Origin of the sequence: Streptomyces davaonensis JCM 4913 (assembly GCF_000349325.1) — a bacterium.
GTDB lineage: Bacteria > Actinomycetota > Actinomycetes > Streptomycetales > Streptomycetaceae > Streptomyces > Streptomyces davaonensis.
Window position 1 is genome coordinate 9,028,094 of record NC_020504.1, and the last position, 23,648, is coordinate 9,051,741.

At 72.7% G+C, this 23,648-nt stretch carries 26 protein-coding genes; 13 read left to right on the forward strand and 13 right to left on the reverse strand.

Going from position 1 to position 23,648, the window contains the following annotated elements; genetic code table 11:
• The first annotated feature begins 102 nt into the window (after window positions 1-102).
• Window positions 103-813 (forward strand): GNAT family N-acetyltransferase, encoded by a 711-nt coding sequence (locus BN159_RS40005; RefSeq protein ID WP_015662777.1) that lies wholly within the window; start codon window positions 103-105, stop codon window positions 811-813.
• Here BN159_RS40005 and BN159_RS40010 read toward each other — a convergent pair.
• Window positions 810-1,238, reverse strand: coding sequence for a MarR family winged helix-turn-helix transcriptional regulator (locus BN159_RS40010; protein WP_041820489.1), 429 nt, complete (start codon window positions 1,236-1,238; stop codon window positions 810-812). The genes BN159_RS40005 and BN159_RS40010 overlap by 4 nt on opposite strands.
• Window positions 1,239-1,472: 234 nt before the next feature.
• Here BN159_RS40010 and BN159_RS40015 point away from each other — a divergent pair, with 234 nt between their 5' ends.
• Window positions 1,473-2,222 carry a putative protein N(5)-glutamine methyltransferase gene (locus tag BN159_RS40015; RefSeq protein ID WP_015662779.1) on the forward strand — a complete coding sequence of 250 codons (750 nt, stop codon included), beginning with the start codon at window positions 1,473-1,475 and terminating at the stop codon, window positions 2,220-2,222.
• A 29-nt stretch (window positions 2,223-2,251) separates the two neighbouring features.
• Here the strand turns inward: BN159_RS40015 and BN159_RS40020 are convergent, their stop codons facing one another.
• Together BN159_RS40020 and BN159_RS40025 are read right to left on the reverse strand one after the other, a co-directional pair.
• On the reverse strand, window positions 2,252-2,914 hold the full coding sequence (locus BN159_RS40020; RefSeq protein ID WP_015662780.1) for a DUF5666 domain-containing protein: 663 nt from the start codon (window positions 2,912-2,914) through the stop codon (window positions 2,252-2,254).
• 89 nt (window positions 2,915-3,003) lie between these two features.
• Window positions 3,004-5,142, reverse strand: coding sequence for a SpoIIE family protein phosphatase (locus tag BN159_RS40025; protein WP_015662781.1), 2,139 nt, complete (start codon window positions 5,140-5,142; stop codon window positions 3,004-3,006).
• A gap of 254 nt (window positions 5,143-5,396) precedes the next feature.
• Between BN159_RS40025 and BN159_RS40030 the strand changes: the two genes are divergently transcribed.
• From BN159_RS40030 to BN159_RS40045, 4 genes are all read left to right on the forward strand, one after another.
• Entirely contained in the window at window positions 5,397-6,269 is an 873-nt protein-coding gene (locus tag BN159_RS40030) for a hypothetical protein (protein ID WP_015662782.1), read from the forward strand.
• Window positions 6,270-6,389: 120 nt separating this feature from the next.
• The gene (locus BN159_RS40035) at window positions 6,390-6,761 is read left to right on the forward strand and encodes a hypothetical protein (protein WP_015662783.1); all 372 of its coding nucleotides are present in this window, start codon (window positions 6,390-6,392) and stop codon (window positions 6,759-6,761) included.
• A gap of 89 nt (window positions 6,762-6,850) precedes the next feature.
• Window positions 6,851-8,866 (forward strand): NADPH-dependent 2,4-dienoyl-CoA reductase, encoded by a 2,016-nt coding sequence (locus BN159_RS40040; protein ID WP_015662784.1) that lies wholly within the window; start codon window positions 6,851-6,853, stop codon window positions 8,864-8,866.
• A 22-nt stretch (window positions 8,867-8,888) separates the two neighbouring features.
• Window positions 8,889-9,431: a PadR family transcriptional regulator gene (locus BN159_RS40045; protein ID WP_015662785.1), complete on the forward strand. Its 543-nt coding sequence runs from the start codon at window positions 8,889-8,891 to the stop codon at window positions 9,429-9,431.
• Here the strand turns inward: BN159_RS40045 and BN159_RS40050 are convergent.
• From BN159_RS40050 to BN159_RS40060, 3 genes are all read right to left on the reverse strand, one after another.
• Window positions 9,409-10,011 (reverse strand): DJ-1/PfpI family protein, encoded by a 603-nt coding sequence (locus tag BN159_RS40050; protein ID WP_015662786.1) that lies wholly within the window; start codon window positions 10,009-10,011, stop codon window positions 9,409-9,411. The genes BN159_RS40045 and BN159_RS40050 overlap by 23 nt on opposite strands.
• Window positions 10,012-10,113: 102 nt before the next feature.
• On the reverse strand, window positions 10,114-10,659 hold the full coding sequence (locus tag BN159_RS40055; RefSeq protein WP_015662787.1) for a hypothetical protein: 546 nt from the start codon (window positions 10,657-10,659) through the stop codon (window positions 10,114-10,116).
• A 176-nt stretch (window positions 10,660-10,835) separates the two neighbouring features.
• Window positions 10,836-11,831 (reverse strand): fibronectin type III domain-containing protein, encoded by a 996-nt coding sequence (locus tag BN159_RS40060; RefSeq protein WP_015662788.1) that lies wholly within the window; start codon window positions 11,829-11,831, stop codon window positions 10,836-10,838.
• Between the two features lie 415 nt (window positions 11,832-12,246).
• Here BN159_RS40060 and BN159_RS40065 point away from each other — a divergent pair, with 415 nt between their 5' ends.
• Window positions 12,247-12,942 carry a glycoside hydrolase family 75 protein gene (locus BN159_RS40065; protein ID WP_015662789.1) on the forward strand — a complete coding sequence of 232 codons (696 nt, stop codon included), beginning with the start codon at window positions 12,247-12,249 and terminating at the stop codon, window positions 12,940-12,942.
• Between the two features lie 28 nt (window positions 12,943-12,970).
• Here the strand turns inward: BN159_RS40065 and BN159_RS40070 are convergent, their stop codons facing one another.
• Window positions 12,971-13,732, reverse strand: coding sequence for an SDR family NAD(P)-dependent oxidoreductase (locus BN159_RS40070; protein WP_015662790.1), 762 nt, complete (start codon window positions 13,730-13,732; stop codon window positions 12,971-12,973).
• A 158-nt stretch (window positions 13,733-13,890) separates the two neighbouring features.
• Here BN159_RS40070 and BN159_RS40075 point away from each other — a divergent pair, with 158 nt between their 5' ends.
• Window positions 13,891-14,529 carry a TetR/AcrR family transcriptional regulator gene (locus tag BN159_RS40075; RefSeq protein ID WP_015662791.1) on the forward strand — a complete coding sequence of 213 codons (639 nt, stop codon included), beginning with the start codon at window positions 13,891-13,893 and terminating at the stop codon, window positions 14,527-14,529.
• Here the strand turns inward: BN159_RS40075 and BN159_RS40080 are convergent.
• From BN159_RS40080 to dhaK, 3 genes are read right to left on the reverse strand one after another with little or no spacing between them, the layout of a single operon-like run.
• Complete coding sequence (locus BN159_RS40080) at window positions 14,526-14,936, reverse strand: PTS-dependent dihydroxyacetone kinase phosphotransferase subunit DhaM (protein WP_015662792.1); 411 nt, start codon at window positions 14,934-14,936, stop codon at window positions 14,526-14,528. The genes BN159_RS40075 and BN159_RS40080 overlap by 4 nt on opposite strands.
• On the reverse strand, window positions 14,929-15,528 hold the full coding sequence (dhaL, locus tag BN159_RS40085) for a dihydroxyacetone kinase subunit DhaL (protein WP_015662793.1): 600 nt from the start codon (window positions 15,526-15,528) through the stop codon (window positions 14,929-14,931). The genes BN159_RS40080 and dhaL overlap by 8 nt, the downstream gene beginning before the upstream one ends.
• A 47-nt stretch (window positions 15,529-15,575) precedes the next feature.
• A complete protein-coding gene (dhaK, locus tag BN159_RS40090) occupies window positions 15,576-16,568 on the reverse strand; it encodes a dihydroxyacetone kinase subunit DhaK (RefSeq protein WP_015662794.1) in 993 nt (330 codons plus the stop codon).
• A gap of 180 nt (window positions 16,569-16,748) precedes the next feature.
• Between dhaK and BN159_RS40095 the strand changes: the two genes are divergently transcribed.
• Window positions 16,749-19,121, forward strand: coding sequence for a SpoIIE family protein phosphatase (locus BN159_RS40095; RefSeq protein ID WP_015662795.1), 2,373 nt, complete (start codon window positions 16,749-16,751; stop codon window positions 19,119-19,121).
• A gap of 57 nt (window positions 19,122-19,178) precedes the next feature.
• Window positions 19,179-19,640 (forward strand): MarR family winged helix-turn-helix transcriptional regulator, encoded by a 462-nt coding sequence (locus BN159_RS40100; protein WP_015662796.1) that lies wholly within the window; start codon window positions 19,179-19,181, stop codon window positions 19,638-19,640.
• A 12-nt stretch (window positions 19,641-19,652) separates the two neighbouring features.
• Here the strand turns inward: BN159_RS40100 and BN159_RS40105 are convergent, their stop codons facing one another.
• Window positions 19,653-20,630: a quinone oxidoreductase family protein gene (locus BN159_RS40105; RefSeq protein ID WP_041820491.1), complete on the reverse strand. Its 978-nt coding sequence runs from the start codon at window positions 20,628-20,630 to the stop codon at window positions 19,653-19,655.
• Between the two features lie 101 nt (window positions 20,631-20,731).
• On the opposite strand from BN159_RS40105, the gene BN159_RS40110 reads away from it, so the two are divergent.
• From BN159_RS40110 to BN159_RS40120, 3 genes are all read left to right on the forward strand, one after another.
• Window positions 20,732-21,076 (forward strand): ArsR/SmtB family transcription factor, encoded by a 345-nt coding sequence (locus BN159_RS40110; RefSeq protein WP_015662798.1) that lies wholly within the window; start codon window positions 20,732-20,734, stop codon window positions 21,074-21,076.
• Window positions 21,077-21,131: 55 nt separating this feature from the next.
• Window positions 21,132-22,019, forward strand: a complete 888-nt coding sequence (locus BN159_RS40115) for an NAD(P)-dependent oxidoreductase (RefSeq protein ID WP_015662799.1) — start codon at window positions 21,132-21,134, stop codon at window positions 22,017-22,019.
• A gap of 126 nt (window positions 22,020-22,145) precedes the next feature.
• Complete coding sequence (locus tag BN159_RS40120) at window positions 22,146-22,436, forward strand: DUF1876 domain-containing protein (RefSeq protein ID WP_015662800.1); 291 nt, start codon at window positions 22,146-22,148, stop codon at window positions 22,434-22,436.
• Window positions 22,437-22,440: 4 nt separating this feature from the next.
• Here the strand turns inward: BN159_RS40120 and BN159_RS40125 are convergent, their stop codons facing one another.
• On the reverse strand, window positions 22,441-22,662 hold the full coding sequence (locus BN159_RS40125) for a DUF2180 family protein (protein WP_015662801.1): 222 nt from the start codon (window positions 22,660-22,662) through the stop codon (window positions 22,441-22,443).
• An 18-nt stretch (window positions 22,663-22,680) separates the two neighbouring features.
• On the reverse strand, window positions 22,681-23,589 hold the full coding sequence (locus tag BN159_RS40130; RefSeq protein ID WP_015662802.1) for an EamA family transporter: 909 nt from the start codon (window positions 23,587-23,589) through the stop codon (window positions 22,681-22,683).
• Between the last annotated feature and the right edge of the window lie 59 nt (window positions 23,590-23,648).

Below are 23,648 nucleotides of genomic sequence, written 5' to 3' on the forward strand. Positions count from 1 at the left end.
GATCAGTACGTTGCGCATTCAACGGTACTGGTCCGACCGGAGGGGAATAGCCACGGGCCGATCTTGCTTGGCTTCTGTGGCAGCGAAGGAGTGAGGGAACCCATGTCCAAGGCGTACGACCGAGTGCTCGACAATCCGGCGCTTGCCGCGCTGACCGGCCCGCACGCCCGGTTCGCCGAGCGGCACGGCCGCGTCCTGCGCTACCCCGTCGAGGTGTCGCCCTGGGTCGCCCTGCCCGACGAGCCGGACGCCGCGGACTGGGCGGACGTCGCCGCGCTCGCCGGTCCCGGCGGCGAGGCCCTGCTGATCGGGTTCGAGGGCCGCACACCCGAGGGCTGGGAGACCTTCTTCCGGGTGGAGGGCGTGCAGCTGGTCGGCGAGGACGTGGTCGGCGCGCCCGATCCGAAGGCGGTCCGCCTCGGTCCGGCCGATGTGCCCGAGATGCTCGACCTGGTCGCCCGAACCCGCCCGGGACCGTTCCTGCCCCGCACTCTGGAAATGGGCACCTACCTGGGCATACGCCAGGACGGGGCCCTCGTCGCCATGGCCGGGGAGCGGCTGCGGCCGCCCGGCTGGACGGAGATCAGCGCGGTCTGCACCGACCCCGCCGTCCGCGGCCAGGGGCTTGCCGGACGCCTGGTGCGCGCCGTGGCCCACGGCATCCAGGAGCGCGGCGAGACGCCCTTCCTGCACACCGGCGCCGACAACGCAGGCGCGATCCGCCTGTACGAGGCGCTGGGCTTCCGCCTGCGCCGCAGCACCGTCTTCCTCGGCACCCGGATCCCGGACGACCTGCTGGAGCCGGCGGCCTAACCGGCGTTGTAGCGCACGAGATACCCGGCGAACCGCTCCAGGTCCTCCTCCGCCCAGTCCGCGAGCCGCTCCCGTACGACCTCCCGCCGCCGCTCGGTGACCTGGGCGAGCAGCCGCCGCCCGGTGTCCGTGAGATGCAGCAGCTGCACCCGATGGTCGTCCGGGTCCGGGCTCCGCGCGATCAGCTGATCCCGCTCCAGCACGGCCACCTGGCGGCTCACGGTCGACTTGTCCAGCGCGTAGTGCGCGGCCAGGTCGGTGGCCCGGCAGCCGCCGCTCTCCTCCAGATGCCCGAGCAGGGTGTACGACACCAGCGACAGCTCCGGGTGCATACGCCCCGCCGAGGCGCGGGCGCGGCGGGCGAAGGCCGTCATCTCGCGCTGGATGACCTCCACGGCTGTGTCCGAAACATCCCCTGTGGTCATGGTTGCAGAGTACAACTCCCGGGCGGGGCTGGATCACTGGGGTACGCTGATCGCCCGTTCGTGGATCGTCCCGGACGTGTCGAGCCGAGGGGGTGAGACCCATTACCGCTGTGTCAGGTCGGGTGCTCATCCCGCGAGTCGGTGCGGTCGCCGGTCGTCGGTGACCGTGGGAGCGCCCTTCGAATCGCGAAAGGCCCCCCTTTGTCTTCCCCTTCTCTTTCCCGTGACGCCGTCGTGGACGCGCTGCGTGCCGCCGGCTGTGTCTTCGCCGAGGACGAGGCGCGGTTGCTGATGACCGCCGCCGCCTCGCCGGCGGAGCTCGCCGCCATGGTGGACCGGCGCGCGGCCGGTCGGCCCCTCGAACTCGTCCTCGGCTGGGCCGAGTTCCGGGGCTTGCGGATCGCCGTGGAACCCGGCGTGTTCGTGCCCCGCCGCCGTACCGAGTTCCTCGTCGAGCAGGCCCTCGCCCAAGTCCCGGACGCCTGCGTGGTGGTGGACCTGTGCTGCGGCTCGGGCGCCGTCGGCGCCGCCCTGGCCGCCGCGCTGGGCCAGGTCGAACTGCACGCCGCGGACATCGACCCGGCCGCGGTGCGCTGCGCCCGCCGTAACGTCGCCGCCCATGGTGGACGGGTGCACACGGGCGACCTGTTCCGGGCGCTGCCCGCGGCCCTGCGTGGGCGGGTCGACATCCTCGCCGCCAACGTCCCCTATGTGCCCAGCGGAGAGGTCCCCCTCCTGCCCGCCGAGGCACGCGACCATGAACCGCTGACCGCGCTCGACGGCGGTGCCGACGGACTCGACCTGCTGCGCCGGGTCGCCGCCGAGGCCGGGAACTGGCTGGCCCCGGGCGGCTGTCTGCTGGTCGAGACGAGTGAGCGGCAGACAGCGGCCGCCGTTGACGCGTTCCGCCGGGGCGGGCTGACACCGCGTCCGGTGGTGTGCGAAGAGCGGTACGCGCAGGTCGTGTTGGGGACGGTGGGGTAGGCGGTTCGTGAGGGGACGGTGTCGTCGGGTCAGGCCGCCGTGTCGTGCCAGGGCAGGGCGTGCCGTGGCCCGTCATCGCCGTCGCGCCACGGCAGCCTGTCGCGCCGCTCGTCGAAGTCCGGCTTCTCCCAGGTGCCCGCGAGGACGTGGTCGGCGGTCCGCTCGCCGTCGTCGGAGCGGGTACCGGCCAGGTACACCTCGTCCCCCTCCTTCAGCCCGTCGGAGTCGCCGTCCTGATGGACCCTGGTGTCGTCCTCGACCGTCCAGGTCCACTCGGCGCCGTCCTCGCTGCGCACGGTGACCTGCTCGCCGTCGACTTCCTGGACGGTGCCGCGCTGCCAGACGCGGACGATCCACTCGTCGTCGTCCCCGTCCCGCACCGTGGACTCGCCGTGCACACCGGCCCCGCCCGGCCCGAACCACGGGCCGCGGTGGTGGCGTTCACCGGGCCGGTCGGGGGCGTCCGACGATGCTGACGCGGAGGGCGCCGTAGAGCCTTCGCCGCCGTCCGAGCCGGCGGCGTAGGCGACGGTGCCGCCGAGGGCGAGGACGGCGATGGTGGTCGCCGCGGTGATGGTGCGGGTCCGGCTGGACAGTCGTCGCCACGGTGCGCGCGGCCGCTCGCCGTCCGGCCCGTTCGCGAGGACCTCCCCAGGGGCGGCGGTGGGTTCCTGGTCCGGATCGTGAGTCATGGCTCGCTCCCTCGGCCACGGCGGCCCGGCCGTCCGGGGCCACGCCTTGCTGTGATTGTCGGAGGAGAGCGGTAAGAAGCCGGTAACGATTAGCTGTGAATGTCCTGACCCGGCGCCAGGGCGCGCGCGATGAGCAGGGCGACGTCGTCGGAGTTGTCGGGCTGGTGCAGGGTGCGCAGCAGGAGGTCGCAGACCTCCTCCAGCGGGCGGTCGGGGCCGTCGAGGAGATCCAGGAGGGCGTCGAGGCGTTCGTCCAGCGGGTGTTGGCGGGTCTCGACCAGGCCGTCGGTGTAGAACACCAGCCGGTCGCCGGGCTCCAGCGCCACGGTCGTGGTGGAGAAGGCCACCCCGCCCACGCCCAGCGGTGCCCCGGTGGGCAGCTCGAGCAGTTCCGGGGCGTGTCCCTCGCGGACCCGGACCGGCGGCAGATGCCCGGCGTTGGCGATCCGGCACTGCCGCAGATGCGGATCGTGGACGGCGTAGACACAGGTGGCGATGGAGTGGTCCAGGCCCTCGGTCGTCCGGTCCAGGTGCTCCAGCAGCCGCGCCGGATCGAGGTCGAGGGAGGCCAGGGTGTTGGACGCCGTCCGCAGCCGGCCCATCGTCGCGGCGGCGGCCACGCCGCTGCCCATGACATCGCCGACGACCAGCGCCGTCTTGCCGCCGTCCAGCGGGATGACGTCGAACCAGTCGCCGCCCACCTCCGCGGTGGCGCCCGCGGGCTGATAGCGCGAGGCGACCTCCAGGCCGCCCGTGACCGTCGGATGGCTGGGCAGCAGGCTGCGCTGGAGGGTGAGGGCGGTGTCGCGGGCGTTCTGGTACCAGCGGGCGTTGTCGATCTGCACGGCCGCGCGGGCCGCCAACTCCCGGGCCAGCAGCAGGTCGTCGTCCCCGAAGGGCAGCGGGTTGGAGATCCGCTTCAGATCCAGGGCGCCCAGCACCTCACCGCGCGCGATCAGCGGGACCGCCAGATAGGAGTGCACGCCCGCGCGGCTCAGCGCCTCGGCCGCCTCGGCGGAACGGGCGATGCGGGGCAGGTCCGCGGGCTCGACCTCGGCGACCATGACCGGACTGCCGGTGCGCACGCACTGGGTGACCAGCCGGTCGGGCGCGTACCGGGCGATCTGCCCGGGCGGATCGGCGGCGTCGAGCGCCTCCGACGGCCCCTCGGCCTGGACGGCCAGGGCGCGGATCACGGCGGGTTCCGCGGGACCGAGGATGCTGCGTCGGCCCTCCACCACCGCGTCCAGCAGATCGACGGCGGCGATGTCGGCGAGTTCCGGGACGGCGACATCGGCGAGTTCGTGCGCCGTGCGCTCCAGTTCGAGGGTCGTGCCGATCCGGGCGGAGGCGTCGGCGATGACGGCGAGGCGCCGGCGCGCGGCCTCCGCCTCGATCCGGGCCCGGTGCTGCTCGGTGATGTCCACGACCGAGCAGGCCACCCCCAGTACCGTCCCGATCGCGTCCTCCAGCCGGTACATCGACACCGACCAGGCGTGGTCCTCCTCCGGATCGGCCGGGGTGCGTCCCATGGTCGCCTGGTCGACCAGCGGCATCCCGGTCTCCAGCACCCGCCGCACCGCGGTCTCCAGGGCGGACGTGTCCAGTCCCGGCAGGACTTCGGGGACGGTGCGGCCCAGATGTTCCTCGGCGGGGACGCCGTTGATCCGCTCCAGGGACGGGTTGATGGAGACGTACCGCAGTTCGGTGTCCAGGACGGCGATGCCGATCGGCGACTGCGATACCACCCGGGTGGACAGCGCCACGTCCCGTTCGAGACGGCGCACCGTCGACTGGTCGGCGGCCAGGCCGAGCGCGTACACATCCCCCTGGTCATCCAGGAGCCGTTGGTTGCGGAACTCCACCAGCCGGGTGCTGCCGTCCTTGTGCCGGATCGGGAAGGCCCCGGCCCAGCTCTCGCCGGTCTCCATGACATCGGCGAAGAGCTTGACGACCAGGTCGAAGTGCTGTTCGTGGATCATCAGCCGGACGGCCGAGCGGCCCAGCGCCTCCTGCGCGCTGTAGCCGAAGAGCTCCTCGGCCTGCGGGCTCCACAGCACGATCCGGCCCTCGGCGTTCAGCACCACGGAGGCCACGCCCAGCACATCGAGCAGTCCGCTGGGGTGCACGGGACCGCGCACCGAGTCGACCGGTGCCGACACGGGCGGCGCCTCGCCGCCCGTCACCGGCCCGTCGCCCCGGGCCACGGGAGATCCGGCTGAAGTCATCCCACGCACCGCCTTCGCCCTTTCGCGCGGCACGCCGTCCCCCGTGCCGACTCCCCTTGTTCTACCGCGTTCAACCGTCTCCGCGACCTCTCGCGCCGCTCACCTCCACCATCCCTCAACACGGGGGCGGACGTCCGGGGAAGCGCAATCAAGACGACCACTGCCGTTCCGCAATTGGTCTGTACATGCCTACCTGGGCGCGCCAGACTACCGCCCAGTACGCGCACCCCACCCCCCAACCGAGGAGTCGGCCCATGCCCTTGCGCGCCCGGCAACGTTGTCATGCCCTGCTGACCGGACTCGTCGCCCTCGCCAGTGCCGCCGTCCTGGCCGGCGCACCGCCCGCCTTCGCCGCCGACACCTGGACCGAGGTCGGCTCCGACCGCGCCGACCCGCTGACCGAGAGCCAGGGCCTGACCTCCGTCGAGGTCCCGGCGAACAGCCCCAACCGCTACACCGGCATCGGCACCATCCCGTTCGGCGTGTCCAGCCGCGGCTGGAACCACGTCGGCGACCCGGACGCCTCCTACAACGGCTACTACATCGAGCCCTACCAGGCCGATTCCGGCACCGCGAAGATGTTCCGGGTGCAGGCGCCGGGCGGTGCCTGGTCGGAGTACGTGCACACGCTCAGCGGCGGTGAGGCGCTGAACAACTCCTGGGTTGCCGTCTCGCCCGGCGGCCAGTGGATGCTGGCGGGGGAGTGGGGCACCATGAACCGCCTGCCGGTCTTCCCGACGCCGGGCGTCAACCCGAGCACCTCGCCCTCGGCGAATCTGCCGCAGGCCTCCAATGTCCGCCTCGACCGCCCGGTGCGGGACGTGCAGGGCTGCGACTTCTCCGGTCCGACCACCCTGCTGTGCTCCTCGGACGACCCCGCCGGAACCCTCTTCGGCATGACCAAGCCGCTGCTCCAGATCGATCTGTCCGCCGAGCCGGGCTCCTCCGACGTCACCGGCCGGGTCACCGCCCTGCGCCAGCTCCCGCTGCGCAGCGGCTGCTCGGGCACCTTCGAGACCGAGGGCATCGACTACGACCGCCGTACCGGCACCCTGCGCGTGATCGTCCTGTCTCCGGGCTTCTGCGTCCTGACCGACAGCAAGACCTACCGCTTCACCCGAAGCTGACCCGGCGCTCCTCTCGGGGCTGTACATCCCGGAATGTAGTGGTTTTCTGGGAGGTGCGACACGGTGTCGCGGGGGAACCCGTCGCCGTGCCGCGGCGCGGCCCTGAGAGGAGCGATCACGATGGACAGTGAGCGACTGCACCCGGAATCCGTCTCCGTGGAGATCAGCGGATGCAGCAAGGAGGACGCCCGTATCGTGTTCGACGCCCTGTGCGCGTCCTTCACCTCGGACCGGTGCTCCGACGACGTCCCGCAGGAGTGGCACGAGACCCGGCCGACGGTGTGGCTGGGCACCTTCGACGTCTCCCACCCCCACCCGGGCATGCACCCCGCCGGACGGCTCGCCGCGTCCGTCGAGGCCGATGTGCAGGGCGGCTACTGGGCCATCGACCGCTTCCGCAGCACCCTGTACGACCTGTTCACGGTGCATGACCTCAGCACCGCCTCCGGCGATCAGGAGCGTGAGCTGCACGTACGACTGGAAAGCCGGTGACCTGGGTCTCTCCTGTTGTGCAACTAGTTGCATAAACCGTGCGCGGTCCTCTACAACAGGGAGGACGACACCGCGCACGGAGGGGCCCGATGAGCCGTTACCCGCACCTGCTGAGCCCGCTGGACCTGGGCTTCACCACCCTGCCCAACCGCGTCCTCATGGGCTCCATGCACGTGGGCCTGGAGGAGGCCGAGCGCGGCTTCGAGCGCATGGCCGCCTTCTACGCCGAACGCGCACGCGGCGGCGTAGGCCTGATCGTCACCGGCGGCATCGCCCCCAACGACGAGGGGCGGCCCTACGAGGGCGGTGCCAAGCTCACCACCGACGCCGAGGCCGAGCAGCACCGGGTCATCACCGACGCCGTGCACGCCGAGGGCGGCCGGATCGCGATGCAGATCCTGCACTTCGGCCGCTACGCCTACCACCAGGACCTGGTCGCGCCGAGCCCGATCCAGGCCCCGATCAGCCCCTTCCCGCCGCGCGAACTCACCGACGCCGACGTCGAGCGGACCATCGAGGACTACGCCTGCGCCGCCCGCCTCGCCCGGCAGGCCGGCTACGACGGCGTGGAGATCATGGGCTCCGAGGGCTACCTCATCAACGAGTTCATCGTGGCCCAGACCAACCACCGCACCGACCGCTGGGGCGGCTCGTACGAGAACCGGATGCGCTTCCCGGTGGAGATCGTGCGCCGGGTGCGCGAGGCCGTCGGCGAGGACTTCATCATCGTCTACCGGCTGTCCATGCTGGACCTGGTCCCGGGCGGCTCCACGCTGGACGAGGTGATCACCCTCGCGAAGGCGGTCGAGGAGGCCGGGGCCACCATCATCAACAGCGGCATCGGCTGGCACGAGGCCCGCATCCCCACCATCGCCACCTCCGTGCCGCGCGGCGCCTACACCTGGGTGACCAAGCGGCTGATGGGCGAGGTGTCGGTCCCGCTCGTCACCACCAACCGCATCAACACCCCCGAACTCGCCGAGGAGTTGCTCGCCGACGGGTACGCGGACATGGTCTCCATGGCCCGCCCGATGCTCGCCGACCCCGAGTTCGTCAACAAGGCCGCCGAGGGCCGCCCCGAGGCCATCAACACCTGCATCGGCTGCAACCAGGCCTGCCTGGACCACACCTTCAGCCTGAAGATCACCTCCTGCCTGGTGAACCCGCGCGCCTGCCACGAGACCGAGCTGGTGCTGTCCCCGACCCGGCTCGCCAAGCGCGTCGCGGTCGTCGGCGCGGGCCCGGCCGGACTCGCCTGCGCGGTCTCGGCCGCCGAACGCGGCCACCAGGTCACCCTGTTCGACGCCGCGAGCGAGATCGGCGGCCAGCTCAACGTGGCCCGCCAGGTCCCCGGCAAGCAGGAGTTCGACGAGACACTGCGCTACTTCCGCCACCAGCTCGACGCCCGCGGCGTGGACGTACGCCTCAACACCCCGGTCGCGGCAGCGGACCTGGACGGCTACGACGAGGTCGTCGTCGCCACCGGCGTCACCCCGCGCACCCCGGACATCCCCGGCGTCGACCACCCGAGCGTCGTCGGCTATCTCGACGTGCTGCGCGACAAGGCGCCGGTCGGCGAGCGGGTCGCGATCCTCGGCGCCGGAGGCATCGGCTTCGACGTCGCCGAATTCCTCACCGACGGCGGCGACAAGGCCAACGAGGACCCCGAGACGTACTTCCGGCACTGGGGCGTGGACATGGACTACGAAGGCCCCGGCGGCCTCGGCGCGCCCGAGCGGCCCGAACCGCCGCGCACCGTCCACCTCCTCCAGCGCAAGACCACCAAGGTCGGCGCGGGCCTCGGCAAGACCACCGGCTGGATCCACCGCACCGAGCTCAAGCACCGCGGCGTCACCATGGTCCCGGGCGTGCGCTACGACCGGATCGACGACGCCGGACTGCATGTCACCGTCGGCGAGGAGAGCACGGTCCTGCCGGTCGACACCATCGTCCTGTGCACCGGCCAGGAGCCGCGCCGCGACCTGTACGAGGAGCTGGTGGCCGCGGGCCGCAGCGCCCATCTGATCGGCGGCGCCGACGTTGCCGCCGAACTCGACGCCAAGCGCGCCATCCAGCAGGGCACGGAGGTCGCGGCGGCGCTCTGAGCGGCGTCCCTAGGATGACGACATGTCCCTCCCGCACGCGATCCTCACCGCCCTGCTCGAAAAGCCGTCCTCGGGCCTGGAGCTGACCCGCCGCTTCGACAAGTCGATCGGGTACTTCTGGTCCGCGACACATCAGCAGATCTATCGCGAGCTGGGAAAACTGGAGGCCGACGGGCTGATCCGCACCCTCCCCTCCGAGCAGCCGGCCCGCGGGCAGAAGAAGAGCTACGAGGTCCTGCCCGCGGGCCGCGCCGAACTGGCCCGCTGGACCGGCGAGTCCCAGGACCCCAAGCCGCTGCGGGACACGCTGCTGCTGCGGCTGCGCGCGGCGGCCGTGGTCGGCACCGAGGGCATCGAGGCCGACCTGCGCCGCCATCTCGACCTGCACCGGCGGCAGCTGGCCGAGTACCAGGAGATCGAGCGGCGCGACTTCCCGCCCGGCAAGGGCGAACCGGAGGACCGGCTGCGGCACCTGGTGCTGCGGGCCGGCATCGACCTGGAGACCTTCTGGACGGGGTGGCTCACCCACGCGCTGGAGGAGTTCAGCGAGCTGCCACCGGCGTGACCGCCCGCAGGGCGCGCTCCACGGTCTCCTCGTTCTCGCCGACCGGGGCCACGTAGTCGAGGGCGTCGCGCGCGGCGCCCTCACCGGCCAGCCGGGTGATCACCCAGGTGGCGAGGTACTGCGACGCCAGACAGCCGCCCGCCGTGGCGATGTTCCCCTCGGCGTGGAACGGCGCGTCCAGCACCGTGACCCCGCGGGCCTCCACGAACGGCCTGGTCTTCTTGTCCGTGCAGGCCGGCATGGACCCCAGCAGCCCGAGCCGAGCGAGCACCAGCGCACCGGAGCACTGCGCGCCGATCAGCTGCCGTTCGGGGTCGAGCCGCAGCGTGGAGATCAGCCGGTCGTCGGCGACCACGTCCCGCGTCCTGACCCCGCTGCCGATCAGCACCGCGTCGGCCTCGGCCACGAACTCCATCGGGCGCTGCCCGGTCACCTCGACACCGTTCATCGACGTGACCACCGGCGTCGGCGTCGTGAGGAACGCCTCCAGGCCGTCCTTGCGGCACCGGTTGACGATCGCGGAGGCGATGAAGCTGTCGAGTTCGTTGAACCCGTCGAAGGTGACCACGGCGATCTGCATCTCGACTCCCGCGAGGACGGCATGGGGTGACGGCATGGATCAGCCAGTCTCCCCAGCGCGCCGGGGCGGGGTCGAGAGCCAATCGGCGGCCGGTGGCCCTCGTCAGAGGCGGTACGGCTTCGAACGGCGGCGCAGGAACCAGACCGTGGCCCCGGCACCGGCCAGCACCAGACCGCCGCCCGCGGCGAGCGTCAGTGTGCCGTAGTCCTCGGCGGCGCCGCCGATGCCGCCCATGACACCGCGTGAGGGCGAGGCCGTGGCGGAGACGGTGGGCGTGGAGGCCGCGGAGACGACGACGGCCTGGGTGCCCGCGGTCTGGTTGTTGAAGGCGCACTGCACGATCACGGTGTACGTGCCCGGGCTGACGTTGGACCAGGCGGCGGACTGCTGGCTGGTCGTGCCCGCCAGTGCCACCTGGCGGCCCTGGGCGAAGTTCGCCTGGCTGCTGGTGAGCAGTGAGGCGGTGCCCCAGCTGCCGTTGGAGCTGGTCTGGCTGCACGCGCTGGTGGTGACCGAGACCGTGGAGCCGCTGGTGCTCACCGAGATCCCGGACTGCGCGGTGGCGGCCTGGGCGGTCAGGGCGAGCGGAAGCGCGGCGACGGCGGCCACGGTCAGCCCCGAGCGGAGGAGTGGCGATGAGTTGCGCATGTGGACTGCCCTCCGGCGGCACGGTTGGCGGTACATCCCTTGCGCCGCCGAGGGTCGGGAAACGCCCGTGCTGCCTCAGGGGCAGCCAACGTGCCCCCGGCCCGCCCCGCACCCGGACCGCCCCCGGGCAGGTGAACGATTCCCACGTCCGGCCCACTCCGGTGGCCGGAGCCGTCTCACCGGCCCGCGTCCCCCGTGGTGACCGTCCGCTCCGCCGAGAACCCGCCCCAGGTCCCGTCGGGCAGCAGGGCGCGCAGCCGCACCCGATGCCGGACGCCGTTCTCGGTGCCCGCGTAGAAGCTGTACGTGGCCCGCTCGCGCGGCGCGTCACCGCCGTATACCACCGACGTGGCGGCCTTTCCGTCGAGGTGGACCTGATACTCCGTGACCACGCCGTCGGTGCGCGGCGGGACCCAGCGCAGGTCGATGTAGTAGGCCCCGTCCGTGTCGTCGCGGTGGGTCGTGGCACGGAAGTCGGTCGGCGCCGTGCCGCGGCCGTCGTCGGTGCCCGGAGTGGTGAGCCGGACCGGGGCGCCGGCGGGCGAGACGTTGTCGGCCGCGTCCCGCGCCCGGACTGTGAAGGAGTAACGGGTCCCCGGCCGCAGTCCCGTGACCACGGTCGCCGTCTGGTTCCCGCCCACACTGTGGATCTTCGTACCGCCCTGATGGATGTCGTACGACACCACACCCCGGTCGTCCTTCGCCGCGGACCAGGACAGCTGCACCGACCGGCTGCCCACGGCGCGTCCCCGCGCGGAGCCCGGTGAGGTCGGGGCGGCCCGGTCCGCGGGGCCCGCCGCGGGAGTCGTGGCGCGGACCTCCTGGCTGGGCGGCCCGACGCGGCCGTCGGTGTCGCGGGCCCGCACGGTGAAGACGTACGTCGTCGAGGGGCGGAGCCTGATGACGTCCACCATGTGCTCGGCACCCGGGACGTCCTTGACCTTGGTGGTGCCGCGATACACCTCGTAGCCGTCGATGTCGGGGTCCGCCACCGCGTTCCACATCACATGGACGCTGGTCGCGCTGCCCGCCTCGGCCGTGACGCCCCGCGGTATGCCGGGCAGCGGGCCCTCGTCGGCCTGGCCCTGCCAGCCGCAGGACGCGACCAGGGCGAGCGCGCCGCAGAGCACGGCGAGCCGGTGCGGGCGGGCGGGAACGGGAACGCGTCGCACGAGTCGGCCTCCCGGGAGAGGGCGCCGCGACGGAGTCCGTCCCACCGGCGCGGCAATGGTCCGGACCAATATGGCGCGACTGACGCGATCACATCAAGAGGGAGGTCGTTGGTGACCGTTCGGACGGGTTACGTATGCTGACCCCCTCACGGCTGAACTCCCCATGAGGGTGTGGGAGTTCATGCCGGTGGCGCGGACCGCTGTCGTCGCTGATCCCGCGCCGGCCGTGCGCGGCCGGGAGTACGGGCCGTTCGCCGGCTCGGACTCCCGGCCGCTGCCGGACGTTCTTCGTCCGTGCCGTCTGCGCCACGGGTGCGTGCACCCCGTCTGGCCCTCGAACGGTGGCCGCATGATCGACCAGACACCAGATTGGGCTGAGTGTCCGTCAGTGCCCCGTTCGAGAGGGTCCCTTATCGTGCGTGTCCGCTCGCTCACGCTGGTCGCGGCAAGCGCCGCCCTGCTCGCCCCGACCGCGCTGCCCACCGCCGAGCCGCGGTCCGGGGAGTGGCCCGCGGTCCGGTCCCTGGGCGAGGTCCGCGCGGCCGACCTGCTGGCCAGGGTGCGCGACTGCGCCCAGATCTCCCGGGGCCGCTTCCGCACCGACGACGGCGAGGCGCCGACGGTCCCGGTCTGCGGCACCCGGGACGCCGTCTTCTGGAAGGCGGACCTGGACATCGACTGCGACGGGCGCCCGGGCCCCCGGTGCAACGGCCGGACCGACCCCTACTTCAGCGACGCCACCGCCTTCCAGCAGTCCGACGGCGGCTATCTGGACGCCGAACGCCTCCCGTATGTCGTCGTGCCCGCCCCGAGCGGCCTCTGGGACTACCGGGACCACGGCATCCGCGGCGGCTCGGTGGTCGCCCTCGTCCACGAGGACCGGGTGCGCTATGCGGTCGTCGGCGACGTGGGACCGCACGACCTCATCGGCGAGGCCTCCTACGCCGCCGCCGAGGAGCTCGGGATCCATCCCGACCCGCACGGCGGCGGCACCGACTCCGGCGTCACCTACATCGTCTTCAAGGACACCCGGGTGGAGCCGATCGAGGACCGCGAGGCCGCGGGCGCGATGGGGGAGCGGTTGGCCCAAAGGCTCCTGCGCACCCGCTGAGAGGCTGCGCCGGCGGCTCGGATTCCCGTCAGACGGCCGACCAGCCGTCGTCCACCGGCAGCACCACGCCGTTGATGTTGCTCGCCGCGTCCGAGGCCAGGAACACGATGGCCGCGGCCTGCTCCTCCGGCTGGGCGAGCCGCCCGACGTTGACGAAGTGCGGACCGAGCGCCGTCGGGCCGTGCGCGCCCTGCTCGGCGTCGACGACGATGCCGGTCATGGTGCCGCCGGGCGCGATGGCGTTGGCGCGGATGCCCTGACCCCGGTACATCACCGCGAGATTCTTCGTCAGGCCCACGATGCCGTGCTTGGAGGCGGTGTACGCGGCGCCCGCGGCGCTTCCCCGCAGACCGGCCTCGGAGGCGGTGTTCACGATCGCGCCCTTGCCGGCGGCCAGCATGTGCGGCAGTACGGCCCGGGTGAGCTGGAACGGAGCGGTGAGGTTGACCCGGATGACTCGCTCCCACTCCGCGTCGCTCACATCCGCGAGCGCGGACATGCGGTCCATGATCCCGGCGTTGTTGACCAGCACGTCCACCCCGCCGAAGCGCTCCACGGCGGTGGCCGCCACCTCGTCGACGACCGACTGCTCACTCAGATCGCCGGTGACCGCGACCGCGGTGCCGCCCGCCTCCTCGATCTGCTTGACCACGGCCTCCGCGCCCTCGGCGTTGAGGTCCGCCACCACGACCCGGTCGCCCGTGGCGGCGAAGGCCAGCGCGGTCGCCCGGCCGATGCCCGAGCCCGCTCCGGTGACGATGACGCTGCGTCCGTCGGTTCCGTCGGCCATGAGCTGCTCCTCGCACGGGTACCAGGGCCGAGTGCCCTGTGGGCGCCCACTCTACCGACTTAATGTCTGTGAGTGACATAAAGTTCGGTCGTGGCGGTGAGCCCGGCGTGGCCGTGATGGAGAATTCCGGAAGAGCGATCACCGGACCGGAGGACGAGATGACCGCAGCCCGCGCCCGCACCGGGCGACCGCCGCTGACCGAGCAGCGCAAGGCCGAGATCCGGCTGGAGATCGCCCGGGCCGCGGTCGACCTGTTCGTCGAGCAGGGCGTGACGGCGACGACGGGCGAGCAGATCGGGCAGGCGGTCGGCGTCTCGGCGCGGACCGTGTGGCGCTATTTCCCGAGCAAGGAGAGCTGCGTACAGCCGCTGTTCTCGGCGGGCATCGACGCGATCGCCGAGTGCCTGCGCCACTGGCGGCCGGGCGAGCCCCTCGAGGAGATCTTCGACCACGGCCTCCTGGCCGACCACGGTCTCGCCCAGGGCCCCGAGCGCACCACGGTGGGCGCGCTGGTCCGCCTCACCCGCACCGAACCCGGCCTGCGCGCCGTCTGGCTCCAGACCTACGACGAGGCCGAACCGGCCTTCGCCCGCGCCCTCGCCGAACGCGCCGCGCTCCCCGCCGACGACCTGCGACCGGCGATCCAGGCCGCCATGTTCAACGCGGCCCTCCGCGCCGCGGTCGAACACCACGCCTGGCACACCGCCGACCCGGCCCCCGACGCGGCGGCGACGAGGGCCGGACTGGAGAGCGCGCTGAGGACAGCGCTGGAACTGGCGGCGCGGGGGCTCGCCTAGACCTTGCGGTAGGTGTACGCCTCCGCTGCTGCTGCCTCCACCGTCGCGAGGTCGGCTCCGGTCGAGGCCGTGACGACCGCGGCCACCGCGCCCTCGACGAAGGGGGCGTCCACCAGGTGGGTGTTGTCGGGGAGTTCGTCTCCCTCGGCCAGCAGGGCCTTCACGGTGAGGACCGCGCTGCCGAGGTCGGTGAGGACGGCCACTCCGGCGCCCCGGTCCACGGCCGCCGCCGCGGCGGCGATCAGCTCGGAACTGGTGCCGAGACCGCCGCCCTCGGTCCCGCCCGCGGCAGCCACCGGGACCGAAGTCCCGCCGCCCGCAAGGCCCTTCGCCAACTCGGCTACCGAGTCGGCCACTTGGGCGCTGTGCGACACCAGCACGATCCCGACCGGCTTGTCGTCACTCACCGTTCGCCTCCGCCAGTGCCGCGACCAGCAGGGCCGCCGAGGTCGCCCCCGGATCCTGGTGCCCGATGCTGCGCTCGCCGAGATAGCTCGCCCGCCCCTTGCGTGCCTGGAGCGGAATCGTGGCCAGCGCCCCCTCCTCGGCGGCGGCCCGCGCCGCGCCGAAACCCGCGTCCAGCGCGTCCACCGCAGGCAACAGCGCGTCGATCATGGTCTTGTCGCCCGGCGCCGCGCCACCGAGCGTCATCACCGCCTCGACTCCGGTGCGGAACGCCGTCGCGAACTGTTCCTCGTCGACCTCGGCGGCCTCCCCGAGGGCCTTGCCGGTACGCCGCAGCAGCGTCCCGTACAGCGGCCCCGAGGCGCCGCCCACGGTCGAGATCAACTGCCGTCCGGAGAGGACGAGAACCGCTCCGGGAGTGTCCGGGGGCTCCTTGTCCAGGACCGCGCTCACGGCACGGAAGCCGCGCAGCAGATTGCTGCCGTGGTCGGCGTCCCCGATCGGCGAGTCCAGGGCGGTGAGCCGGTCCGCCTCACGTTCCACGGACGCGGCGGTCGCGGTCATCCAGCGGCGGAAGAAGTCGGCGTCGAGCACGGAATCTCCTTGCGTGGTAGGTACGTTGACACCCGGGCACCGCCCGCTCACATGCCCCAGCGCAGCCCGGCCGTCCGCACCGGCGCGTCCCACAGGCGCAGCAGCTCCTCGTCGATCTCGCACAGGGTGACCGAGGCGCCGGCCATGTCGAGGGACGTGACGTAATTGCCGACGAGAGTGCGGGCGACGGCCACACCACGGTCGCCGAGCACCCGCTGCACCTCGGCGTTGAAGCCGTACAGCTCCAACAGCGGGGTCGCGCCCATGCCGTTGACCAGGACCAGCACCGGATTGCGCGGCAGCCTGTCCTCCAGGACCGCGTTCACCGCGAAGTCGGCGATCTCCCCCGAAGTCATCATGGCCCGCCGCTCACGACCGGGCTCGCCGTGGATGCCGATGCCCAACTCCAGCTCGCCGGAGGGCAGATCGAAGGTGGGGCTGCCCTTCGCGTAGGTGGTGCACGCGCTGAGCGCCACACCGAAGCTGCGGGAGTTCTCGTTCACCTGACGGGCGATCGCCTCCACCCGCTCCAACGGCATGCCTTCGTCGGCCGCCGCGCCCGCGATCTTCTCCACGAACAGGGTCGCGCCCGTGCCCCGGCGCCCGGCCGTGTACAGACTGTCCGTGACCGCCACGTCGTCGTCGACGAGGACCTTCGCCACCTGGATGCCCTCGTCCTCGGCGAGTTCGGCGGCCATGTCGAAGTTGAGGACGTCGCCGGTGTAGTTCTTCACGATGAACAGCACGCCCGCACCGCTGTCCACGGCCGCCGCGGCACGCACCATCTGGTCGGGCACCGGAGAGGTGAACACCTCGCCCGGACAGGCCGCCGAGAGCATCCCGGGCCCCACGAATCCGCCGTGCAGCGGCTCATGCCCCGAACCGCCACCGGAGACCAGGGCGACCTTCCCGGCGACGGGCGCGTCCCGCCGTACGATCACCCGGTTCTCCACGTCCACGGTGAGCTCCGGGTGGGCGGCCGCAAGACCCCGCAGCGCGTCCGCGACGACGGTCTCCGGCACGTTGATCAGCATGCGCATGGGTACCTCCTGGTGAGCTGGGCAGACAGCTTCCGGACCGCTTTCGGCAGTATCTGCCCTGGGACGTGGAAGGTCACGTGCGCGGAGGCTCCTGGCGCACATCCGGGAGCCTTGCCGTTGATAATGGGAACTGTCTCCCGGCGGAGCACACGCGACGTGCCGAGCCGAGCGAGGAGTGCCATGAGTGCTGCCAGCAGCCATGTCGGCCCCGGCTCAGCCGCCTTCGACGCCCTCGTCACCGCCGTGCTCGACGGAGAGGGCACGGTGGTGCGGTGGTCCCGGGCGGCGGCGGAGCTCCTCGGCTACGACGCGACGGAGGTCTGCGGGCGCCCGGTTCGGGACCTCCTCGCCGACGGGTCCGGCGGGGCATGCCCGCCCGCCCGCGGCAGCGTGCGGCTGAACCGGCGCCAGGGCGGCGCCGTGGAGGTCGCCTACCGGGCGTTCCGGCTGGCGGAATCCGCCGAGTCGCTGGTGGTGGCCGCGCCGAACCGGCGGGCCGGTGCCGAGGACCTGGGCGCCTCGCTCGTACGCGCGCTCTTCTCCCAGGACGCGATCGGCGTCGTCGTCCACGGCCCGGACCTGGCCCTTCTGCACGCAGGCGGCCTTCCGGCGATGCCCGGCGGCGCTCCGGTCCCGCCCGGCGCCAGGCTGCGGGACTTCCTCGTACCGGAGGACGCCGACGACATCGAGGCCTCGCTGCGCCAGGTGCTCGAGTCCGGTGCTCCGCTGATCGGCGGCGAGAAGCGGATGCGGTCGCCGCTGGCCCCCGGCCGGGAACGGTTTCTGCGGATGTCCGCCGTGCGGCTGGAGGACGAGGACGGGCGCCCGATGGGCGTCGCCGCGTTCTTCACCTACGCGACCGGGGCGCAGCGGGCCCGTTCGCACCTGGACCTGCTCCGGGAGGCCGCGATCCGGGTCGGTGGCTCGCTGGACGTCGCGCGCACCGCGCAGGAGCTGGCCGAGACGATCGTGCCCGGCATCGGGGACCTCGGGATCGTCGATCTGGCGGAGGCGGTGCTGACCGGTGACGAACCCCCGCACCGGTCCGGTGGCGGGGACCTCCATCTGCGTGCCGTGGCTTCCGCCACCGGGCAATGGCCGGGCCGGGTCCGAAAAGGGGACGCCCTCCCGCCGCTCCCCGATCACCCGTCCCTGCGCACTCTCCAGCGCGGCAAGACGATCGTCATGACCCGCGACGAACTCCTGGCCGTCCTGGGCGACCGGTCGGCGGCCGAGGCCCTGCTGCCCGAGGCCTGGCACTCGCTGATGATCGCGCCGCTGTACGCGCGCGGGTCGATGCTCGGCGACCTCCAGGTCTGGCGGGTGGCGGATCCGGAACCGTTCACCCGCGAGGACACCGACCTGGTGACCCAGATCGCCTCCCGAGGCGCCCTCGCCATCGACAACGCCCGTCGCTACACCCGCGAGCACCGCGCGGCCGTCGCACTCCAGCAGAGCCTGCTGCCCCGGGCGACCACCGACACCCCGGCCGCCGAGACCGCCGGGCTCTACCGGCCCGCCGGCGGCGGGGCCGAGATCGGCGGCGACTGGTTCGACGCCATCCCGCTGCCCTCCCTGCGGCTCGCGCTCGTCGTCGGCGACGTCGCGGGCCGCGGCCTGCGCGCCACAGTCGCGATGGGACGTCTGCGCGCCGCCATCCACACGCTCGCCGACCTCGAACCGGACCCCGGCGAACTGCTCACCCGCCTCGACGCACTCGTCCAGCGCCTGGCGGCCGAGGTGCCGGCGGAAATCCGGGACACCGTCACCGCGGCCTGTCTGTACGTCGTCTACGACCCGGTGACCTGTCAGTGCATGATCGCCAGCGCCGGTCAGCTGCCGCCGGTCGTCGTCCGCCCCGACGGCACCGAGCAGGAGATCCGTATCTCGCCCGGACCGCCGCTGGGGGTGGGCGGCATGCCGTTCGAGGTCACCACGGTCGAGGTCGAGCCCGGCAGCCTCATCGCCCTGCACACCAAGGGCCTGGTCATCGGCGGGGACCGCGACCTCGACGCGGGCCTGCGCCGGCTGACGGACAGCCTCCGCGCGCGCAGCCGTACCCCGCTGCGCGACACGGGCCGCGCCGTCCTCGGTGACCTGGGCGAGCTGCCGAGGGGTGAGGACGTCACGCTGCTGCTGACGCGCACGCGTGCCGTGCAGGGGGATCACATCGCCAGCTGGGACTTCCCGGCCGATCTGAGGATCGTGGCCGAGGCCCGGGAGAAGATCACCCGGCAGCTGGCCGCGTGGGGGCTCGACGAGCTCTCCTTCACCACCGAACTCGTGGTGAGCGAACTGGTCACCAATGCCGTCCGCTACGCGGGCGGCCCGGTGGGGCTGCGCCTCATCCGGGAGGACGTCCTGGTCTGTGAGGTCACCGACCCCGGCAACACCCAGCCGCGGCTGCGGCAGGCGGGCAGCACCGACGAGGGGGGACGGGGTTTGTTCCTGGTGGCTCAGCTCACCTCGCGGTGGGGCTGCCGGTACGGGCAGACGGGCAAGACCATCTGGACGGAACAGCCGCTGGACGGCTCGGATCCGGCCATCGGCTAGGTGATTCGCCCGGACGACTCTGCTAGGTGATTCGTCAACTTTGCATACACTTCCTGTATGGCAGAGAAGGTGCGGTGGCTGACGCCCGAGGAGCAGCACGCCTGGCGGAACTTCATCCGGCTCCAGGAGCGGCTCGGGGGCCGCTTGGCGCGCTTGCTCCAGTCGGAGTCGAACGTGTCGGCGGCCGACTTCGCCGTCCTGGTCCATCTGACGGACGTACCCGAAGGGCGCCAGCGCTACCAGGACCTGAGCCGGGCGCTCGAATGGGAGAAGAGCCGGATGTCCCACCACATCGCCCGGATGGTCTCCCGGGGGATGGTGGTCCGTCAGGAGTGCCCGGAGGACGGGCGCGGGGCCTTCGTGGTCATCACGGACGCGGGCCGCGCGGCGATCGAGGCGGCCGCCCCGCTCCATGTGGAGGCGGTGCGCTCACTGTTCCTCGACCACGTGACCCCCGCGGAGCTCAGGACCCTGGCCGAGATCTCCGAGCGGGTGGTTTCCAAGCTGGACGAGGACTGAGAGAGCGCCCGGTCAGTCCGCCACCCGCAGCACCAACTTCCCCGTCGACGAGCGCCCGCCCAGCAGGCGGTGCGCCCCGGCCGCGTCCGACAGCGGGAACTCCGCGGTGACGGGCAGGCGCACGGTGCCGTCGGTCACCGTACGGAAGGCCCGCTCGGCGAGCGCCCGCAGGGCGTCCGGTGCCGACTGGGCGAGGGTCAGGATGGAGAAGCCCGCGACGGACCGGCCCTCGGCGTAGAGTTCGGGCTGCCCGACGCGCCACGGCTCGGCCCCGCTCGCGTTGCCGAACGACACCAGGCGCCCGAAGACGGCCAGCGCGTCCAGGCCGCGGCGCAGGGTCTCGCCGCCCACCGGGTCCAGGACGAGGTCCACGCCCCGGCCGCCGGTCGCGCGCCGGACCTCCTCGGGGAAGGAGTCGGCGGTGAACACCTCGTCGTAGCCGTGTTTGAGGGCGTACTCGGCCTTGCCCGCCGACGAGGCGACCCCGTACACCGCTCCGGCACCCGCCGCCCGGGCCAGCTGCCCGGCCACCGTGCCGATACCGCCCGCGGCGCCGTGCACCAGCACCGTCTCCCCGGCGCGCAGCCGCCCCACCTCGTGCAGCAGGGCGTGCACGGTCGGCACGACGGTGGGCAGCGTGGCCGCCGTGGGCAGGTCCAGGCCCTCGGGGAGCGGGAAGACCGTGGTGTGGTCGGCGAGGACCACCTCCGCGTACGCGCCGCCGCCGACGAGGGCCGCGACCTCCTGCCCCGGGCGCAGGTCCGGCACGCCGTCGCCCACCGCGCGGATCCGCCCGGAGACCTCAAGGCCCGGCCGGTACGGCAGCGAGTCGACCCGGTACCCCTCCGCGCGGGCCTTGACGTCCGCGAAGTTCACGCCCACATACGCGGCGTCGATGGTCACCTGCCCCGGCCCCGGCTCGGGGACCTCGGCCGTGACGACCTTCAGCACCTCGGGATCGCCGTACTCCTGGAACTCGACTGCGCGCATGGTTGACCGCATCCTTCGGCTCGACAAGTGTTCAATGAGAAACGAACACTCGGACTGTAAGATACGGATCGAACACTCGGCAAGCGGCCAGAGGAGCGGGCATGGCGAACCAGGCGGTCGGCGGCAGTCATCGCGCCGCACCCGTGCACACGGATCCCGAGGACGTCTCGGTCCAGACCGCGCTGTCCGCGGTCGCCGACCCGGTGCGTATGACGCTCATCCGGGAGCTGGCGGGCTCCGCCGACTGGACGCGCAGTTGCGGCAGCTTCGACGTGCCGGTCGGCAAGGCCGCGCTCAGCCACCACTTCTCGGTGCTGCGCGGCGCCGGCCTGGTCGAGCAGCGGGACGAGGGCCCCAAGCGGGTGAACCGGCTGCGGCGGGAGGAGTTCGAGGCGCGCTTTCCCGGCCTGCTCGACCTGGTCCTGCGCGGCGACACCGCCGACTGAACGGCGACCACCGGACCTGGGCCACCCGCAGCAGCAGAACAGGAAGGCGGACGTCATGACCGACAAGCTCACCGTCGCGGTGCTGGGCACCGGGATCATGGGGGCCGCGATGGCCCGCAACATCGCCCGCGCCGGACACCCGGTGCGCGCCTGGAACCGCACCCGAGCCAAGGCCGAACCGCTCACCGCCGACGGCGCGCTCGTCGCGGGGAGCCCCGCCGAGGCCGTGCGGGACGCCGATGTCGTACTGACCATCCTGCACGACGGTCCCGCCGCCCTGGACGTCATGCGCCAGGCCGAGCCCGCGCTGCGCCCCGGCATGGCCTGGGTGCAGTCGACCACCGCGGGCCTCGACGCGCTCCCCGGCCTCGCCGACTTCGCCCGCGACCATCGACTCGCCTTCTACGACGCCCCCGTGCTCGGCACCCGGCAGCCCGCCGAGGCCGGTCAGCTCACCGTGCTGGCCGCCGGTCCCGCCGAGGGGCGGGAGAAGGTCACGCCCGTCTTCGACGCCGTCGGCGCCCGCACCGTGTGGACCGGCGACGACGGTGGCGCGGGCAGCGCCACCCGGCTGAAGCTGGTCGCCAACAGCTGGGTCATCGCGGCCACGGCCGCGGCGGGGGAGACCCTCGCCCTCTCCGGCGCCCTCGGCGTCGACCCGCAGCACTTCTTCGACCTCATCGCGGGCGGCCCGCTCGACATGGGCTATCTGCGCGCCAAGTCCGGGCTGATCCTCGAAGAGCGGCTCTCCCCGGCCCAGTTCGCCGTCTCCACCGCCGCCAAGGACGCCCGGCTGATCGTCGAGGCGGGCGAGCGGGGCGGGGTCCGCCTCGACGTCGCCGCCGCGGGCGCCGCCCGGCTGGAGCGGGCCGCCGCCCAGGGCCACGGCGACGAGGACATGGCCGCCGCGTACTTCGCCAGCTTCGACGACGGGAAGGGCTGACCGGCCGTTGGCGAGGACCTCCGGCCTCGTGCGCAGGAGCGGCCGTGGTTCCACGATGGAAGGGGCGTGGGCCGCGGGTACGGCACCGCATCCGGCGGCCGTCGCTGTCGAGCCGAGGAGGACACGATGTCCCACATCGCGGAATGGACGGTTCACCTCTACCTCGTCGAGGAGGAGGGAACCACCAAGGCCCGGGTCGTCCTGGACACCGGGAGCACGTCGCTCACCGGCAGTGGGACCGCGCACCGCAACCCCGCCGACACGGACGTGCCGGAGATCGGGGACGAGCTGGCGGCCGGCCGTGCCCTGCACGACATCGCGGGGCAGCTGGTGCGCGCCGCCACGCAGGACATCGCGTCCAGGGAGACGACCGAACCCGAGGCGGTGTACCGGCCGACGGTGGGCTGGTCGATCTGACGGCTCAACCGGCGTGGCGTACCTCGAACGCCTCGGCGTCATGGCAGGTCGGACACGTCACACGCCGGGCCGGGCGCGGTCCGTAGGTCTGGCCGAGGCCGGCATCGTGGTGCACGAGCCGTTCGGCGACCTTGGCATGCTTCAGACACACCGCGCAGCCACAGCGCATGCACACCGCGATCGCGGGCGTGGCCGTGTCCTCCAGCGCGCATTCGTAGCAGTGCACGAGGCACCCCCTTCACACTTATCCGATTCCATCGTCGGACGCCCGGTGCCGAAGGGCGAGCGCATTGGCCGCGACGATCGCCCCGATGCCGCCCCACTCCACCCAGCCCAGGCCCTGGCCCAGGCCGACGAGGCCGACGAGCGCGGCGAGGACGGGGTTGACGCTCATGAAGAGCCCGAAGGCCCGCGCCGGGACGTGCCGCAAGGTGAAGACGTCCGCGAGGTAGGGGACGGCGGAGGAGAGGATCCCGGCCGCGACGGCGCAGGCGACGGCCCCGGCCGTCGGCGGCTGCCGTACCGCGAGCACGACGCCGACCGGGAGGAACAGCAGGGCGGACAGCGCCGCCGCGGCCCCCGACCCCTGCGCGCCCGGGACGCGCTGTCCGACGGTCCGGTTCAGCAGGATGTACGACGCCCAGCAGGCGGCGGCCAGCAGCCCCAGGGCCATGCCGACGTAGTCCGCGGAGGGCTGCGGCCGCATCAAAACCACCACGCCCGCGGCGGCGAGCAGCGAGTACAGGGCGTCCACCCGCCGTCGTGAGCCGGCCAGCGCGATGGCGAGCGGGCCGAGGAACTCCAGGGTCACCGCGAGACCCAGGCCGATCCGGTCGATCGCGGTGTACAGCGACAGATTCATGGTGCCGAACACGACGGCCAGCAGCATGACCGGCCACCACTGCCGCCAGGTGAAGGCGCGCAGCCGGGGCCTGCCGACGGCCAGCAGGACCACGGCGGCCACGTACTGGCGTACCGCGACGACGCCGACCGGGCCGAGCACCGGGAAGGCGAGCGAGCCGATCGCGGCACCGGTCTGGTTGGCCAGTCCGCTGCCGAGCATCGTGGCCACCCCGGCGAGGCCGACGTGGGGGGAGTCGGGCCGTACGGCGAGGACTTCGGGGGCGGCTGCGGGTGCGGTTCGGGCGCGCATGCCAGCATGGTGAGGTCCCGTCATGCATACGCAAAATGCACCGGCCGGTCCATCTATAC